The 16,838-nt window shown below is 56.3% G+C and carries 5 protein-coding genes; all 5 read left to right on the top strand.

Translation table 11 applies throughout. The features are described 5' to 3' along the window. Positions 1-18: 18 nt before the first annotated feature. The 5 genes from M6D81_RS16025 (at position 19) to M6D81_RS16005 (ending at position 16,667) form a co-directional block, all read left to right on the top strand. Positions 19-4,023: a CehA/McbA family metallohydrolase gene (locus M6D81_RS16025; protein ID WP_262677923.1), complete on the top strand. Its 4,005-nt coding sequence runs from the start codon at positions 19-21 to the stop codon at positions 4,021-4,023. 897 nt (positions 4,024-4,920) lie between these two features. Next, positions 4,921-6,447 (top strand): extracellular solute-binding protein, encoded by a 1,527-nt coding sequence (locus tag M6D81_RS16020; protein WP_262677922.1) that lies wholly within the window; start codon positions 4,921-4,923, stop codon positions 6,445-6,447. Then, positions 6,440-8,740, top strand: coding sequence for an AraC family transcriptional regulator (locus M6D81_RS16015; protein ID WP_262677921.1), 2,301 nt, complete (start codon positions 6,440-6,442; stop codon positions 8,738-8,740). Before M6D81_RS16020 ends, M6D81_RS16015 begins: the two co-directional genes overlap by 8 nt. A gap of 166 nt (positions 8,741-8,906) precedes the next feature. Beyond that, the gene (locus M6D81_RS16010; protein ID WP_262677920.1) at positions 8,907-15,770 is read left to right on the top strand and encodes a fibronectin type III domain-containing protein; all 6,864 of its coding nucleotides are present in this window, start codon (positions 8,907-8,909) and stop codon (positions 15,768-15,770) included. A 216-nt stretch (positions 15,771-15,986) separates the two neighbouring features. Further along, on the top strand, positions 15,987-16,667 hold the full coding sequence (locus M6D81_RS16005) for a copper amine oxidase N-terminal domain-containing protein (protein ID WP_262677919.1): 681 nt from the start codon (positions 15,987-15,989) through the stop codon (positions 16,665-16,667). Positions 16,668-16,838 lie beyond the last annotated feature (171 nt).

Genomic DNA, 16,838 nt, shown 5'->3' with positions numbered 1-16,838 from the left:
ATGAGGAGGTTATTAGGCATGGAATTCGGAAAATGTAACGGAAAGAAAAGGAGAGCGGTTGTTGTCTTGCTGTCTGTTGCGGTCGCGATGCTGATGGCAGTTATGCTTGCGGCTGCAGCTGCGACAGCGACCGCTGTTGCAGCTTCTGGAACAGAGGCGGGCGTTACGAGCGATGACCCCGGCTTCACTTACGGGCCGGCGGCGCGGGATTGGGTAGAGTCAACCGACTATTATTATTTGGAGAATGAACATGTGAAGATGACGGTGGGCACGGTTCGGCTGAGCACGTTCGACGAGACGGATTACGGTCCGGACGCTTCCGGCAATGATCGATGGGGTTCGTTGACGAAAGGCAGTCTGATGGATGCGGCACCGAAGCCCGGCATGCGCGACAATCTGGATTATACGGAATTCGTGCTGCGAAGCGAGCCTGCCCGGACTTGGTGGTATCCCACCGAGAAGCTGGAGCACGATGCGATTGGCATTGCAGGGGACACGATAACGGCAAGCGGCGATTGGGACGCCAATCCGGACATTAAGTCCTCGGTTGTCTACTCGCTTGTGGAAGGCACGCCTCTAATCAAGATGCAGCTAACATTGACGAATGAAGGAGGGGCGCCATTCCAGGGACATCTTGGCTATATTATCGACTCGGACGAACAACTGGAGCAGCAGAGCTATGTGCCCGGCTGGGGGTGGCGCGGAGGACAAGTCAGCCAGTACATCACATCCGGCTGGAATCGCAATTATCTGTTCAACGGAAGCCAGGACAAGTACACGGGCCATACGGCGCATGCAATCATCTGGCCGGAAGAGCAACAGCCGTCAGCTCTTATTCCGGAAGGCTATATTACCGGTGCATGGTTCGAAGTGTCGCTTGCGGCGAACGGTTCGCAGGAGCTGATCATCTATCATCTTCCACACCGGCCCTCCTCGGCTTACGAGCCTTATCTGACAGCGCAATTCTGGGCCCAGGTCGTCCGGGACGGCACGGCTGCGGGCAGCATCGGAGAAGTGTCGGGTCTGGTCACCGACGCATTGGGAGAACCATCCCCTCATGCCGAGCTGGATCTGTACACTACGGGCGGCGAGCTGATCGGATCGGCGACGGCGGATGAAGAGGGAGCGTACTGCATCTTCGCCCTGAAGGGACAAGAGTACTTGATTCGAGCCGATAACGGGATAGAGCAAGAGGAACGGACGCTCACCGCTCTGATCGCCGGTGATGCCGCGACTGCGGACTTTACGATGGCAGCGCCGGACATGGAAATGTTAAGCGGCGTTACGAAAGGAGACCCCGGCTTCACCTATGCGGGCACGTCCAGAGACTGGTGGCCCAATAACGAATACTACTACCTGGAGAGTCCGGAGGTGAAGCTTACGATCGGCACCGTCAGAACTGCAGGCATGGACCCTGCCGATTGGAGCAATAACGCCTCCGGCAACAACAAGTGGGGTTCTCTGACGCCCGGGCATATGATGGACGCGGTGCCCAAGCTGACGGGAGCGGAGAATCTGGACTTTACCGAATTCGTCCTCAGCTCCGACCTTGGCGTCACGCCGGAGGACGAAGCTGACGGCAAGCATATGGAATGGTCGTGGTTCCATCCTCTGGATAAGCTGGAGCTGCCCAATATCAGCCGCAACAGAGATGCCATTAAGGCGGAAGGGGACTGGGACCGGGACGCAGGCATGAAGTCTTCTGTGCGCTATTCCATCGTCGAAGGCACGCCACTCATTAAGATGGAGATCACGCTAGACAATGAGACGGGAGCCGACTTCGCGGGGCACTTCGGCTATATTATCGATCCGGATCAGCCGGGCGAGCAGCATAGCTATCTGCCCGGTGTGAACTGGGTGTACAATCAGGAGAAGCGGGCAGTCAGAAGCGGATGGACGGATAACTATCTGTTCAATGGCATTCACAATGCATTCACCGGCAACACCGCCCATGCGATCATCTGGCCGGAGGAGCAGCAGCCGGATATCGTCATGCACGAGGGCATATTCAACGGAGTCTGGTTCAATGCCGAGGTGTCGGACGGAGAACGGCAGGAGTATGTCGTCTATCATCTGCCCCATGTTCCCGGCCCTGCAGAGGAGCCTTACAATGTGGCGGAATTCTGGTCGGCGTTCATTCGGGAACATGGCACTCCGGAGGAGGTTGCCAGCGTGACCGGCAAAGTCTCCGATGCGGAAGGAAATACCGTGTCCGGAGTGCGAATAACAGCCGTCGACGATAGCGGGACGGCAGTGATGGAAGCGATGACGAACGACAAGGGCAAGTATCAGTTGTTCCTCAGGAAAGGTCTCTATACGTTGTCGGCGCAGCATGAGGCGTATGGCGGTGACAGCATAAGCGTTGATCTCACAGAGGTTGGAAGGGGACAGGCCGACTTCATGATGGGGCAGTATGCCGATGTAGCGATATCCGTTCCGGATCATGTGTCGGCCGGAGAGTTATTCAATATCGGTATTGTCGTATCGAATTTAACGGATCAGCCGTTGTCTAATGTCTTGCTTGACCTTCAGTCTCCGTACTTCGTCTACCTGCCGGATGACGATACGGCAGAGCTGCCGGTTCTGGATGCAGGCGGACAGGCTTCCATTCAAGTGGAAGCATTGGCGCTGGAAGGCGGGAGGGGACTAGTGCAGGCCACCGTATATTCCGACAGCTTTGCCATGAAGGGCAAGGTCAGCCTGGATGCAGTCGGAGAGGGCTACTTCGGTGGAGACACCCATTCCCATACCGAGCATAGCGACGGGGTGGACTCGGTAGCCGAGAATGCGTCCGGCATGTATGACGGGAGGCTGCTGTCCTGGATATGGAATACCGATCATAATACGGATTCGCAATGGCAGGATGCGTTAGACGCTACCGGCAGCTACGGAGGAAGATTCCTGAGCCTGAGCGGCACGGAGGTTACGACGGATGAAGGCCATGCGCTGGCACTCGGTTATAGCGGTGTGCCGAGAACGGATGTCGGCGATCCTGTATCGGGTTATTCGTGGCAGGACAGCATAGACAATGTAACCGGGCAGGGAGCGCTATTCTATATTGCTCATCCGTTCGAGCAGACCTTCGCATTCAGCGAGCCGTACAACTGGAGCGGGTTCACCGGCGTGGAGGTATGGAACGGCACCTGGCATGCGCTCGACGGCGGAGTGAATGAACAGGCCTTCCGCTATTGGGACGAGCTTAATATTCGCGGCGATCGCAAGTACTACGGCATATCGGGCTCGGACGGCCATACGAAGAGCAAGGTCGGAGATCCTTATTCGAAAGGGCGCGTAGCAGCGCTTGCGGAACCGGAAGTATTGGACATGCTGCGGACGGGCGGCTACTTCGGCTCCAACGGGCCGGAGATCCGATTCGAAGCCGGCGGCATCGATATGGGCGACACTTTACGGCTGGAGGAAGCGGGTATCGCTAACTTCCGGATTCAGGCATATGATCCGAACGGCGATCTGACGCATATTCGTATCGTGAAGCATAACGTGACTGGGGATATCTCGGATTATGACGGCGGAGATGTCGTATTCGAAGAAGACCTGACCGGCATGGGGATGAATACGTTCGTGAAGATGGTATGCTTGCCTGTAGCGGATCATGCGTTCTACCGTCTCGAAGTGCGCAGCGAGAAGGCGCAAGTCAACAGCTCGGGAATCGGTCCGCTGACCGGTACGGGATTCGCCTATTCCAATCCCGTATGGACTGAGATAATCGGTTCTGTGGCAGCTTCCAACTCGAAGGGCATTGAGAGCATCGTCTATAAGAACAAGAATAAGTATCTTATCGAAGAGCGGTTCGGCATTTTCTCCCTGTTCGTGAAGGATAAGGCGTTCGATCCCAAGAAACTGAAAGTATCGGTTAGCGAAGGAGCGAGCGTGGAATCCGTCTCATACACCGAGCTGAAGGGTGGAGAGTCTCCGATGGGTATGGCCGAGATTACCGTTATAGCTAAGGATGGCAGCATCAAAGTGTATCGCTGCCTGATTCAATTGATGGAAGCCAACGCATAATAGTGTGCTTGCAGGTTACTACTTAGGTCCATTCGGTACGAAGCATGCTTGGCGGGGCTAAGTGAGCAAAATGAGCGATAGCACACACTATTCTCTATTTTTCCGATTCTATGTGACCATACTGAGCGATAGCTCCTACTTTTCGGCAGAACGAGGTACGCTTGACAGGGCTAAGTGAGCAAAATGAGCGATAGCACACACTATTCTCTATTTTTCCGATTCTATGTGACCATTTTGAGCGATAGCTCCTACTTTTCGGCAGTACGAGGCACGCTTGACAGGGCTAAGTGAGCAAAATGAGCGATAGCACACACTATTCTCTATTTTTCCGATTCTATGTGACCATATTGAGCGATAGCTCCTACTTTTCGGCGGAACGAGGTACGCTTGACAGGGCTAAGTGAGCAAAATGAGCGATAGCACACACTTTTCACTATTTTTCCGATTCTATGTGACCATATTGAGCGATAGCTCCTACTTGCATTGTAGCTAAGTAGTAACGCTTGCAGCTTCAAACCCGGTCATAACAGCTCAATAAGCTCAATCACAACCGTTAATGAAACAAATCCCAAGTGACACTGGATAACAAGTGGTCGCTTGGGATTTTTTTTCGGCAGGTGAGCTGGCCTCCTGGAAGATTCGGTCATTAGCGGCTCGGTAAGCGATGGAATCGGCGACGACAAGAAGGGGATTGACGAGAATGTAGTTGTGTCCGAATGGCGAAAAAAGGGATGCGCTACCGCATAGATAAGGTGGTATAATTTTGTAAGAGCGGAAGAGGATTCTTGTTCGCGGCATAGATATGGAAAGTGCCAGATGCAGGATCATGGAAAGTGCCAGATGCAGGATCATGGAAAGTGCCGGGTGCAAGAAGATGAAAGTGATGCGAGGTGCAGGATGATGAAAGCGGTTCGGGGCTGTTGGATATGGTTGTTGTGTGCAGGGCTGCTCATAACTGGAGGATGCTCCTCGCCGGAGCTGGGCGACAGGAAGCATGCTGCCGCTTCAGGCAGCGGCGATTCTCCGATGAACATACGGTTTATGTATCCCTTATACGGCAAAGAGCCGCGCAAAACGGAGGTTTGGGAGTGGATTGAGGAGAAATTCAACATCACTTACGAGCCGATGGCCATTCCGATCAACAGCTACTTGAACAGGCTGAAGGCGGCGGTGGCCTCCCCGAACCCGCCGGATGCGCTGGTGTGGACGTCTTTCCCGCAAGCGGACTTATTTCATCTCATTCAGAGCGGTATGTTTCACCAATTGGACGACCTGCTGCCGCAATATGCGAATCTCGGCGAAATTCCCCGGGAAATATGGAACAATGTCAAAGTAGACGGCAAAATATACGGAGTCCCCAGACCGCGGGCGCTTGTGGATCAGGCCGTCATCATCCGGAAGGACTGGCTGGACGCGCTCGGTCTTCCGCTGCCGGAGACGCTGGAGGATTATCGCCGTGCCGCAATCATGTTCACGCACAACGATCCCGACGGCAACGGCAAGGCGGATACGTACGGATTCGCAGCGGGCGAAGGACTGGACTTCCTTCATGAGCTGAAGTATGCCTTCGGCGCTGGCAACGGCTGGACGGAGCAGCCTGACGGAAGCCTGCTGGCCAGCATCATATCTTCGGAACATGAAGCTTATTTACGCTGGCTGCGAGAGCTGTATGCAAACGGGGGAATCGATCCGTCATTCGCAGTGTTGCAGCCTACCGAAGTATGGGAGCGATTCAAGGAAGGCAAGACGGGTATTATTATAACGGAAATTTCCAATTACGCCCATTTCATCGAAGAGCTATCGGTCAGCGATCCCGACTCTGAGCTTATGCTGCTTGGACCTCCTGTGGGACCGGATGGTCATGCCGGCTTCCAGCAGAAGATTGGCTTCTACGGGGCTATCTTCATTCCGAAGGTCGTTCCTATGGAGAAGGCAGAGCGGATTCTTTCATTCATCGATTGGCAAGCGGGCGAGGAAGGAACGCATATGAAGCTGTACGGCCTGGAAGGCATTCATCATCGCATTGGCGATAACGGCGATGTGATTTTCGATAGAGCCCGGTTTCGGGAAGAAGGCATCAATTGGTTGTTCGCAATGAACAAATACAGTCCTTATTTGTACGTGAGTTATGACGCGCCGCCGGATGTGCAAGCCGAGCAGCGACGAATGCTGGATCTGGTGAAGGACAAGGGCGTTGCCAATCCCGTCGAGCGCTACCTGTCTGATGCGCAATTGGATATTGGCTCCATCTACAAGAAGACGATACGAAATTTTCAATCGGAGTTTGTACGTGGCGAGCAACCGGATGATGTACTGGATGCATGGAGGAGCGAATGGCTGATGAGAGGGGGCCAGCAGGCGACGGATGAACTGAACGCCTTGTATAAGGCGGACAGGTCGAAGGAAGAGGGAGCTCATGAGTAAGCGGATTTCTCTTCGCTTAAGAGTGGCGCTGCTTGCCGCTTGTCTTGCCGTGCTGCCGATTGTGGCGGTTGGCTTCATGACCTATCTGTTCGCAGAGCGCACGCTTGTCGACGAGACGAAGCGCATGAGCCAGGTGACGATGCATCAGGTGCAGACGCAGATGGAGGATATGCTGGCGGACATTAGCCGCGTAGTGCTGCAGGCGATGACGCGCGATGATTTGAATATCCTGTTTCATCAAGGGGAACTGCTGCAGCATGTATACGAGACGGACAACGTGATGGCGATGCTGGCATCCATTGAATCGCTTGTGGAACATGTCGAGGATGTCTATCTCTATCTGCCCGCCGAGGATGTCGTTATAACGGCGAACGGTACGACCGCGCAGAAGGAAGAACTGTTGGAGGAAGGATTAATTCAGGAGATGAATGACAATCTCGCTCCGGAATTCTGGTACGAGCATTTGTCTCCTGACGCAGATGCGGACCAATGGACAGGGGCGGCTCGCCAATTGGAGGGCTTCTCTTATATACGGAGGGTGCCCGCCGTCTCGCGGCAGCCGCTCGGCTATTTCATCGTCTCGGTCAATGAGGAAGCGTTGTTCCGCATATTCCGGCATACGGAGCTGGGCGAGTCTGGAGGCATGCTGCTGGCGACGGAAGCGGGCAATCTGTATCCCGGTCCCAATACGGAGGAGTGGTTGTCTCATCCCGGGTTCCTGAAGCAGCTGGAAGCCGCGCTGCAAGGGCAGGTTGATCCCGGCAACGGGCTGGAGACGGTCAAGCTGAACGGAGAGCGCTATCTGCTGGGCGGAATGGCTTCGCCCCGCAACGGCTTGCAATACATATCCCTGATTCCTTACGCCCAGCTGACCGCGCATATCGGAGTCATCAGAAGCTGGCTTATCGGATTGTGCAGTCTGCTTGCAGCGCTTCTGCTGCTGGCGTTGCTGCGGCTCTCCGGCAGCATCTATGACCGCATTGCGTCGCGATGGTCGGACATGGAGCGAGTCCGATCCTCGCTGGCGCACAGGCTGCAATCCTCCTTGCCGGATCTGACCGCGCACTATCTTCGCCAATGGCTGACGGGCAGGGTACCCGCGGACGGCTTGCATCGTCTGGCACAGGAGGGCGCGGACTTGAGGGGCGAGGCCTATCTCGGCATCTGCATGGAGTGGAACGATGCGAGCCGCTATGGCGGCAGTGAGACGCAGCGCTTCATGGAAGACATGCTGGCTTGCGGAGATCGCGCGGCAAGTATGCATGCTTCTTGTGCGCTGCATGCGGTGCGCATGGGCGGAGATCTGATCGGCGGAGTTATCGTGCAGAGAGAGGCCGCTGCTCAAGAGCTGGAGGGTCTGTCAACGATTGGGCTGTCCATCGCTCGGCAGTGGCTGGAGGGAATCAGGGAAGAGCTGCAGCAGGTCGTGACCATCGGCATAGGCACTGTCGTCGTGAAGGAAGCCGAGGTGCACACTTCTTATGAAGCAGCGATGTCGGCGCTTCAGCAGCGACTGCTGGAGGGCGGCGGACAGGTCTATGACGGCCAGGCCGGCGGGAATGGAAGGAACGGCGGGAACGGCTTGACCGGCAGCCGGAAGGATGAAGCCCGGGCGGGAGGTTATCCTTATGAGATCGAGCGCGAGATTGTTCTTCAGTTGAAGCTGGGTCAACTGCCTGAGGCAGGGCGTTCCCTGCAGTCCTTCACGGATGCGCTGCTTCGCAGGGATAGTGTCTCACATGAGGATGTCCTGCAAGCGTTCGCTATGCTCCATGCGAGCATATACCGGATTCCGGCGGAGTCACTGCGCATGTCTTCCTTCGCGGCATTGTCAGGCGGCGAAGTGTCGAACATCTATCGCTTCAAGACGGTTCGCGATATTGCGTCCTGGTTCCATGACGAATTGTTTCCCTTAATTATTGAGAGCATTCAGGTGGAGCGGATAACGGCCGCCAAGAGCTCTGCGGTTATGCATGAAGGGTTCAGCGCCGAGGAAGCGAAGCGTTATATTCATACCCATTACAACGAGGATCTGTCCCTGCAGCTTGTCGCCGAGCGCTTCGGCATGAGCGAGGTGCCATTCGGGCAAGCCTTCAAGAGAGAGGTCGGAGTTGCATTCTCCGACTATCTGCTTGCCTGCCGTATGGAGAAGGGGAAGCAGCTGCTGTTGGAGACGGATATGAAGGTGGCGGATATCGCCGAGCATTTGCGCTATAATAATTCACAAAATTTCATTCGCATATTCAAGCGTACGACCGGCATGACACCGGGGCAATTCCGCAAGGGCGGATAATCTTTTCAAAAGATTATTTATGCTTGCGGATGAGCGTGTTACGTTGAAGTTGGCTTTAAAATGCCCGCGCAGGGACGAAGCTTGGCCTTCGGTGCGCGAGCATTTTTTTGTTGGGAGGAGACAGGCGAAAGCCGGGCGAGCTGAGTGAAAGAAAGGTGGAACAGTGATGACGGTATGGCGCTTGAAGGAAAAGGTGGCAATCTTGCTTGTTGCCGCGCTTATGGCGCAGTTCATTCCGATGATCGGAATGAATGGACAGCAGAGAGGATACGCAGCAGGCGGCTGGGATAACGGGGAGCTGACGCTGCAATACGGAGGAGACGGGAGCGACCCGTTCGTACCGCTAAGCATCAGCTGGACCGCGCCGGAGAATGAAGCCGTATGGTATTATAATGCGCTTATTTCCGAGGGTCCCGTTCAGGTATGGTACAAAACGAGCGGAGAGACAACTCGAGAAGTATACGGGCTGAAGGCGGATACGAGCTATTCCCTGCGAGTGGAAGCTTACGGGCAAGGCGATGTCTATATCGGCACGCTGGAGCGGACGTTCCGGCTGGACGATCTGGATGGCGCGCCCCTATCCTGGCAGGAATACGGCGATCTGGCAGCAACCTTCCCGAATGAGGGAAGCGTCAAGCTGAATTGGCTGCCGTACGAGGGTGCGGTCGATTTCTATATTGTTGTGATTCGCGACAGCGGAGATCAGTACATACAAGATGCGTTGGTTGACAGCGGCATTGCGTCGCCGGAAGCGGTTATGACGGGATTGACGGCAGGAGAGACATATACGGCAGAAATTAGGGCATTCGACAGCGGAGAGAATGTATTGGATACGCTGACGGGTTCGTTCCAGCTGCCGGGCGCTCCGCCGGATCATGACGGCTTGCCGCCGATGTGGCCGCAAGGCGCGACAATGACCGTGGATACGGTGAAGGCGGATGAGCTCAGTGTGAGCTGGCCGGCGGCCTCGGACAAAATCGCAATGTACCGCCTGTCGCTTGATGGGCACGAGACGGATACGGTACCCGCTGCGGCCAACGCGTATTCGTTCACGGGGCTGCAATCCGACAAAACGTATGCGATCAGCGTTGTCGCTGTGGATGAATTCGGTGAGAGCAGCGTTCCGTTATCGACATCGGCTGCAACGGCGAGGGAGTCCCGGCTGCAATGGGAGGCGCCTGAGATCGGCTCCGGGAGCAAGGCGCTGAAGCTGGGAGAGACAATGCGGATCACCATGCAGGGCGTAGCGGGCGCCGGCGCGGAGGCGGCCATTCAATACGAGAGCTGGTACGATGACGCAGGCGGATCGCTGCTGAATGAGCCGATGACGAAGCAAGCCATCGTCGCGATGAGCGAGCCGGCTCCTGGCCAGTATGAAGGAGAGTGGCTGCTGACGGAGAGTCTCGGGGTCGCGCGCGTCGTCGCTATCGAGGGCACGCTGCGCTCAGCAGACAATCCGGCAGAGACGGTCACGCTGCAGGAGAGTGTAGATATGCCGGTAACGGGCAGGCTGGAGGTTGAAGTTCAGCCGGGAGGCGGTCCCATTCAATCGCTTATCGTGCAGACGTCGGGAGTGAACGGGCAATCCTACGGCGTACTGACCGTTGCTGCTTCCGGCGTGTATACGTTCCCGGATCAGCCCCCCGGAGACGATTATATGATCTACGTGAAGGAGCGCCGTTCAGGACGCTTGCTGCAGACGCTGGGACCGATCGCGGTGAATGGTTCGCTGACGCATCGGGAGACGATTGAGGGAGTAGGGATGGCCGCTCTGCAGGTGAAGGTGACCGATGAGCGGGGGATGCCTGTGCAGAATGCGAGCGTAACAGCCATGTCTGAACAGCTTCAGAAGAGCGCTTCGACGAACGAAGACGGAATTGCGGAATTCGGGTATTCCTTCGTGCAAGGGGACACCGTGACTCTTGCGATCCAGAGGACGCCGCCCGAATATTGGCCCCATGACGAGAGTGTGTCCGTGAGGCTGGACGCAGGGCTTCATACGGCCAGCCTCACGCTTCAGACCAAGACTCTGACAGTCGTGTCGGGCATGGTAAGCGACGAGCAAGGCAAGCCGGCCGCAGGCATGACGCTGACCTTCAACCAGCAGGAGCCGGATCGTCCGGATCAATACCGCACCGTTCGCGCGACGTCGGACGAAGCGGGCTTCTACAGCGTATCGCTTCTGCGAGGTCAGCAGGCGCTGGCGGAGGGCAAGATGCTGCCTGGAGGCGGCCTTGCCGTACCGGCTGACATCTTCATGGTGCAGGGCGACACGCTCACGCATCCCATGCAAGCCCGTTCCAATACGGTTGGCAGCCTGGACATGAATGTGTTCATCTTGACTCCCGGAGGGGCAGTTGAGGACATATTCCAACATGATCCGAAATATAAGCTGCTCACGTTCGAGATGTGGGATGCAGCAGGCGTAACCCGGCGCGTAGAGGAGTTCCCGTTCACGCCGTATGGGAATGTGGGAGACAAGATCATGTTATGCGCAGACGGCACGCGGCTCAATCTGTCCCGCTCTTGCCAGAGCTTTACCTTGTCGCAGAATGACAGAATGAGCTTCATCACGCTCGACAGTAATCAAGGAGGAACGGTGAGCGCATCGCTCGCCGGCGCTGTCGGAGCTTACAGCGATATGATCATCGGCGTGGACGTGCTCGCGTATAAGCCGGTGGAGTTCATCGATGATGTTCCCGTCACGGTGCTGCTGGATCATCCGGGAACCTATGTCCTGAAGGTATACAAGGGCGAGTTCGGCAATAGCGCCATGACGGAGAAGGTGTTCACAGTTGCGAACGGGGAAGCGGTCAACCTGGGGAATATTTCGTTGCCTTCCGATGTGTCCGACGATCGTGATGCGGCCCTCGATACGGATCGGGCGTCCGTTATCGTCGGAGAGTCGGTGCAGTTGCGCGCGATTTATCGCAACAAGACGGGGGCCGATCAATCCGGCGTCAAGTTCTCCTTCACGCTGCCGGAAGGCATCCATATCGCGGCTAACAGCGTGCTGCTGAACAATCGGCCGATCGGCGCGGGGCAATGGGAGCAGGCGGGCAGAACGGCAACAGTCGCCGGGCCAGACCCTATTGGCGCGGGAGAGGCTGCGCAAGTAAAGCTGACGGTGAAGATTCCGCCTGACTATAGCGAGTCGCTGGCTGTATTCGAAGGCGAAGCATTCGTCGCTTCAGGCAGCGGGAAGGGGAGATGGCAGCTGGGCGGCCAAGCGGTTACAGTCTCCGCCATTCGAATGTATGCGCCGAAGCGAGTAAGCAGCTTGCAGACGCTTGTTACCGGGCAAGCGATTGCGGGCAGCACGGTCAAGGTATATGCGGATCAAGTGCTGCTAGGGCAAACGACAGCGCCTCGTTCCGGGTATTGGTCGCTGCCTGCGCAATTGCCGTTCATCTCTGCGAGTCACAGTTATATCTTGTCGGCTGTCGCGGAACATGAGGGTCAAGCCCATTATGCGGAGAACAGGGAGATAGGGTACAACGAGGAAGCTCCCAAGCCGTTCTCGTTCTCTATGCAATTGATATCTCCCAGAAGAGGAGAAATAACACCCTATAATCCCGGTCACGGCATCTTCATTCTGGACATAGGACTTCTCGTGTATCGTGTGAAGTTCGACGATCCGGACAGCGTGTCCAACGTACGCTTCCATGTTGGCCCTACGGAGCTTGCGGCATTGCCGGACGAGAACGGCGAATATATGGCTACGATGTGGCTGGGTGGCAAGAGTAATGAGCAACGCAAAGCGGTCCATCCCGTCTATGTGGAATATGACAGCGCACCGCCTCCATACAAGGGAGGGACTCGGCCTGTAACGGAAGCTCAGATTAGAGAGCATCTGCCCTATTGGTGGAAGCAGCTCTCTCTGCCGTCCGCAAGCGCTCTGAAGACGGAACAGAGGGGAGACACAGAGAAGTGGGGCCTGAGGCTGGAGACGCCTGAATTCGGTGAAGCAGCTTCCATTACTGCGAATTTGTCCGTGGAGAAGAATGTGAATTATGATCCGCAAGGGAAGCCGAGGCTGGAGAGCGATGGCGTGACGATGTACGATCCCGAGGTAGTCATTCGCAGAAATGCTGGCAGTGGCACGCCGTTCTCCGATGCGCCTGCCGGCTATCACGATTCCAGGGCAAAGCTTCTGGCGTGGGCGGGATCAGGCGGCAAGGATGTCTCCGCAACGATACGAATAACGGGATACGTGCCCTATGACGGTAATGCGATGGAGACGGCCGCTGCGAAAGGGAGAGTTAGAACGGCTGCCCTGAACACGCAAATTGCCAAGTCCACTTATGAAATCGTGCTGGACGGTACCGATCTGGGATTGAATATGCTGGGTTCCCAGAGCTTCCGGGATACGCTCGACGATCTGCAAGCATTGATTGACGAATGCTACGACACTTGCGATATGGGGAAGGCGGTACAGCGCCACCGTGAAATCGAGAACATTATGGAGAATGCCATGCTGGCTGAGGTAGGCAAGTGGATGATGGCGGGTACCGGCTTCGTTGCCGGTGCTTTGGGGCCGCCTGGGTGGGTGCTTTCGACTCTGGTTTTTGTCAACTCTCAGCTGTTCGGCGCCGTGCTCGACAACGAAGTGGCCCGGCAAATCAAAAGAGTGATGCATCGTATGAAGGATGATTGCAAATTCGATGAAGAGGAGTTCAAGCGGAAGCAAAGACAGCGCAAGGATCACAGGCAGCGGGGCGAGTTGGCAGCTGATCCGAGGTATATCTATGACCCGAGCGGTTATGTGTATGAGGTCGTGCCGGAAGAACGGGTGCAAGGGGCTACGGCTACGGCGCTAATGTGGCACGCAGAGGAGGAGTTGTGGCAGGAATGGAATGCAGAGGAGTACTTGCAGAAGAACCCGCTGGTTACCGATGCAGAAGGGAAATACGGCTGGGATGTGCCGGAGGGCAAGTGGAAGGTCCGGTATGAGAAGGAAGGCTATGTGACGGTTTACAGCGAGGAGCTGACCGTGCTTCCGCCGCATTATGACGTGAATATTCCGCTTGTCTCGACCGATCCGCCGGAATTGACGGCTGTGCGTTCGGAAGACGGAGGGCAGTCCGTACAGCTGCAATTCAGTCGCTATATGGAAGCGGATAGCTTGAACGGGGACACCGTGCAGGTGAAGCTGCCGAACGGCACAGTGGCGGAAGGCGCTATGCAGTTCCCGGATGCCGTAATCTATGACGGCAAGCAGGTGGCGAAGCAGGTCCTATTCGTTCCGGCTCAGCCGCTTGCGGTCGGGGATGTGGTAGAGGTGACGGTATCCCATCTGGCACGCGGCTACAACGGACTGCCGTTAGAAGGGGAGACGACTTGGAGCGCGACGGTTGCGGCGTCGGATGAGACGGCTCCCGCTGCGGTGACGGGATTGATGCTTATCCCGGACGCCGACAGGCTCTATGTCTATTGGAAGGATGGCGATGACACGGACCTGGATCACCTCGTCTTGCGCTGGAAGCGGAAGGGCAATGGCGAAGCCGCCAACGTCGTTGTGGATAAAGGAGCCGGGTCGCATACGCTGGAAGGGTTAATGAGCAGAACGGAGTACGAGGTGGAAGTGATCGCTTATGACGTAGCGGGCAACGCATCTCCGTCTGCCTCGGCAGTCGAGACAACGCTTCTTCGGACTGTGATGACGGATCGTACGCCGCCAGGCGCTGTTATCGGGGCGCGTATAAGCACAGAGACAACAAGCTTGGCGATTGATTGGGAAGACCCGGATGACCCCGATCTGGCTTATGTGGCCTTGCAATGGTATGAATCCGGCGTAGCGGAGCCTCTGGGGCAGCGGGTGATAGAAGCGGGAAGGGGAAAGGCGATGATTACAGGATTGTCGCCATCGTCAGCCTACGAGGTGGAGCTGGCCGCCTTCGATAAGAGCGGCAATGCTTCCCGTTATGTCGAGCTGACGGGGCGAACCTTGTCGGAGTCGACGAATGGTGGAGGCATACCGTGGATTCCGGGGACGGACTCCGGGGAAGGGGATGCCAACGAGCCGTTCTCCGTCAACTGGAGGGACCTGAACAACGAAGGCTTGGCATTGTTCGGCGGCGAGCTGGCACTTCGACTGAACAAGGAGGGAGCGTCGAACGAGATAGACGGCCGCTTCACGATTGCCAGAAGCGAAGAGGAAGAAGCTGCGGGAGATCCGTTGCTTGCGCGTGCGGGCGCAATCTATTCCTTCACGCTAGAGAAGGAAGGCGGCCGCTGGCTTCCGCTGCAGGCGGAGATTCAGCTTGGTACGGAGCCGCTGGAGAAGCTGCGCAAGGGGAATTGGGCGGACTATCAACTGGGATTATACAGGAAAGCGGAAGGTTCTGAGCAGTGGACTTATGCGGGCGGAAGATGGGATGACGCAGAAGAACGGATGAGTGTGACTATGATGGAACCGGGCATGTATGCGGTAATGGTCTATTCGCCTTCGTTCGTGGATATGAAGGGACACTGGGGACAGAAGTACGCAGAGGCATTAGCCGCCCGTCATCTGGCTGACGGTGTGGGTGCAGGCCGCTTCGCACCGCAGAGAGACGTCACTCGTGCAGAGCTTGCGGCATTCCTGATCCGGTGGATGGAGTGGGAGCTGGAGGAGCCGCTTGATGCAGGAGCCGGCGCATTGGCCGTTTATCGAGATGTAGAAGCTGGCGCCTGGTATACGGCAGTGCTTCAGAAAGCGGCATCCAGCGGCCTGCTTCAAGGCTCGGGCGGCAGAATGCGGCCGGGCGATCCCGTCACGCGGGAGGAAGCCGCCGTAATGGCGCTCAGAGCATGGGTCTACGTAGATGGGAAGGAGTCTGCGACACGCGGCGACGAAGATCGATCCTCTGCCGGACGCTTCACGGATGCTGACGCGATCTCCGATTGGGCACAGGATGCAGTGGGGCAATTGCACAGCCTGGGAGTGTTGGGCGGCCACCCCGACGGCTCCTTCAACCCGAGGGGCTCCTTGACCAGAGCGCAATCCGCAGCCGTTGTAGAGAAGCTGCTGATCCAATTCCGGAAGTAATCTTTTCAAAAGATTATATTCACCGCCGTTGCGGCCATGTTACTTTGAACCGGGAGTCATGCGACGATGCGTTGCGATTGCTTAATTGGCGAACGGAAAGGAGTGGAGCATGGCCGCGGCGGAGGAATGCCGGTGTGAGGTCGTGAGGTTGATTGATTGCACGCAGTACATGACGGGATGATTACTTCGATAAATGGAATGGGAGATGGAATAGCGATGAAAAAATGGACAGCGGTTGCGCTGCTTGTTCCTGCACTATTACTGGGTGCGACGGCCGGAGCTTTCGCGAGCTCGCATCTGGAAGCAGTCAAGGCGAATCTGAATCATGGCCTTCAATTCAAGCTGGACGGGATAAAATGGGTGCCGAAGACGGATGATGGGCTGAACGTGCTGCCGATTACGTATAAAGGAACGACTTACTTGCCGCTTCGCTCCGTTGCGACCGCGCTGGATATTGCCGTAGACTATGAAGCGGATACGATGACCGTCCTGCTGGGCGAGAAGTCGGAGGGCACGCCTGTGGCCCAATACGATATCGATCCGCATTATGACTTCACGCAGACGACGGAACGCGACTTCACCCTGTATGACGGCGTGGACTACAAGGAAGTATTCTATGCCGAAGGTATTGCTTCTGCGGAGCACCGCATGACACTCTACCCGGATAAGGACTTCCAAACGCTGTATTTGAACGTGATTGCGGTGGATGCGGATGCTGTCGTTCGCGCTCTGGCCGGCAACAAGGAGATCCGCAATGCGGTCGTTCATCAGCGCGACGGTCTGACGACTGTGGAGATTGATGTAGGCGGCTTGGAGTCCGTAGACATTGTAGTTACAGCTGCGGATCAGTGGGAGCCGACGGATGTCATCATACCGATTAATTCGTACTACAAGTAAAATAAAAAGTTGAGCTAATGCACGGGAGACCCCGCCTTTACTGGTAAAGACGGCAGTTTGTTGGGTAACCTCAGGACGCCCTCGGGCGTCCTTTCTTCGTATAGCGGCTCTGTATTCCACACTCCTCTCTGTATCCATTCTGCGTTTACTGCAACATCTGCATTCCACATT

The sequence above is a fragment of the Paenibacillus sp. J5C2022 genome (genome assembly GCF_025567625.1).
Classification (GTDB): domain Bacteria; phylum Bacillota; class Bacilli; order Paenibacillales; family Paenibacillaceae; genus Pristimantibacillus.
This window is presented reverse-complemented; position numbering and strand designations above follow the sequence as displayed.